Consider the following 1,712-nt stretch of genomic DNA (forward strand, 5'->3'; position numbering starts at 1 on the left):
GTCTACCTGTTCGACGGCGTGCTCGGGCTGATCACCGGTTCCGGCTGCCTCGATGCCGGTATCTTCATCAACGGCTTCCGCTCCCTCAACGATATCGAATTCCCGGCTCGCTTCTTCGCCAACCTGCCGCACCTCGTCATTGGTGGCTTCGCCGTCTATGTCGGCTTCCGGCTGGCCAGGCGCATACACGAACACTTCGCCACGGCCTGACTGGCCATGTTCCTGTTCCGCTGGCTGAAGCGCATCATCAAGACGATCCTCTGGGTGATCGTCATCGTCATCCTCATCCCGATCGCCGGGCTGAGCTACGGCTTTCTGACGACGTCGTCGCTCGACAAGACGCCGCTGCCCGGCATTGCTGACGGCGCGCCGCCCAAGGCGCTGGCCGACAAGGTTCGCGCCGAGATCCCAGGCTACCAGCGGCCGGAGGAATCGACCTTCCTCACCTATCCGGAATGGGCGATCGTCTACGCCGCGCGCGAATATGCCGGCTTCGTCGACAAGGACCAGCCGAGCGGCTTCCCCTACTGGTCCTATGTCGGCCGCTTCTGGCAGGACTACGCCATGGTCATCCGCGCCAGTTCTCCCTATAAGTTCAACTACGCCAACCACCAGATGCTGGTCATCATCGGCACCAGCCACTCGATCGAGCATATATTGCAGTGGGCCTATGAGAACACGGTCGGCCGCATCACCGAGGCGACGACGGCCAAGCGCACCGCCGCCGACATCTATCAGGCCAAGATGGCGGCGGACTATGCAGGGTTTCTCGACCAGGTGCCCTGGTATCAGTTCCCCTATGCCGACAAGCGCGCCGGCCTGTTTGCGGTGCAGTCGGCGCCGGGCGACAGTTCCATCCGCACCAGCGAACGCAAGCTCGCCTTCGGCCTCGCCGACACCATCAAGCAGGGCTATGCCGACCTGATCACCAAGGCGCTCGCTGCCACGATGGACCCCGCCTTGCTCGACATCCATGTCTGGGCCAAGGGACCCGTCGGCGAAGCCACCCGCAACGAGCCCGACACCTTGCTCGAACGCGACATGGGCGCTGACGGCACCATCTTCGTCACCAGGCGCTATCAGGTGTTCACCGAAGTGATCCCGCGCCTGATCGACAAGGGCGTCTCCTTCGTCGAGATCGGCGGCAATGACGAGATCATGGTCACCGTGCTCTCCACCGATACGATCGTCATCCCCGAAGGCATGCGCATCCTGTTCAGCTATCCGCTGCCGGCCGACCCGGCGATGCGCCGCACCGGCATGATCGTCGCCGTGCGCAAGCTGCATCTCGTGCTGCCGGCGCTGATCAAGGCCGGCGCCAAGCTTGAACACGTCTACGACTACTGAGGCCTTTCGGCCACGCCCGGCCAGGATCATGCATTTCCTGGCCTCCGCCACGCCCATTCCACAATCGCGGCCAAATCCCGCCTTGTTCGCGCGCGAAGGACTGGGAAGAAATGAATGGGCTGCCGGGGGCATCTCGAAGGGACAAGACCGTGATCAAGACCGCCCTTATCGCCATGACCATAGTCGGCTGCGACTGCGACGCCAAGCTTTGCGAATATATCGGCGAGACGCCGGCCAAGTGGTCGACCGTCGCCGAGTGCGAAGCGGCGATGAAGAGCCAGATGCTGCACGAGCGCAATTTCAATTATCCGCTCGTCTCCGGCATCTGCCGCACGAAGGGTTCGTCGTCCTCCTCGCAACTGGCC

The 1,712-nt window shown here is 63.0% G+C and carries 1 protein-coding gene and 2 pseudogenes; all 3 read left to right on the forward strand.

Going from position 1 to position 1,712, the window contains the following annotated elements:
- Positions 1-210 (forward strand): annotated as a pseudogene (locus EN984_RS33545) (hypothetical protein); the annotation flags it as partial.
- 6 nt (positions 211-216) lie between these two features.
- Complete coding sequence (locus tag EN984_RS33550; protein ID WP_127268291.1) at positions 217-1,347, forward strand: hypothetical protein; 1,131 nt, start codon at positions 217-219, stop codon at positions 1,345-1,347.
- A 149-nt stretch (positions 1,348-1,496) separates the two neighbouring features.
- Positions 1,497-1,712 (forward strand): annotated as a pseudogene (locus EN984_RS33555) (hypothetical protein); the annotation flags it as partial.

This window comes from Mesorhizobium sp. M7A.F.Ca.CA.004.12.1.1 (assembly GCF_003997835.1).
Lineage (GTDB): Bacteria > Pseudomonadota > Alphaproteobacteria > Rhizobiales > Rhizobiaceae > Mesorhizobium.

Excerpts from the sequence above, each read along its gene's own strand:
- EN984_RS33550 (WP_127268291.1), top strand. The coding sequence starts at position 217 with ATGTTCCTGTTCCGCTGGCTGAAGCGCATCATCAAGACGATCCTCTGG.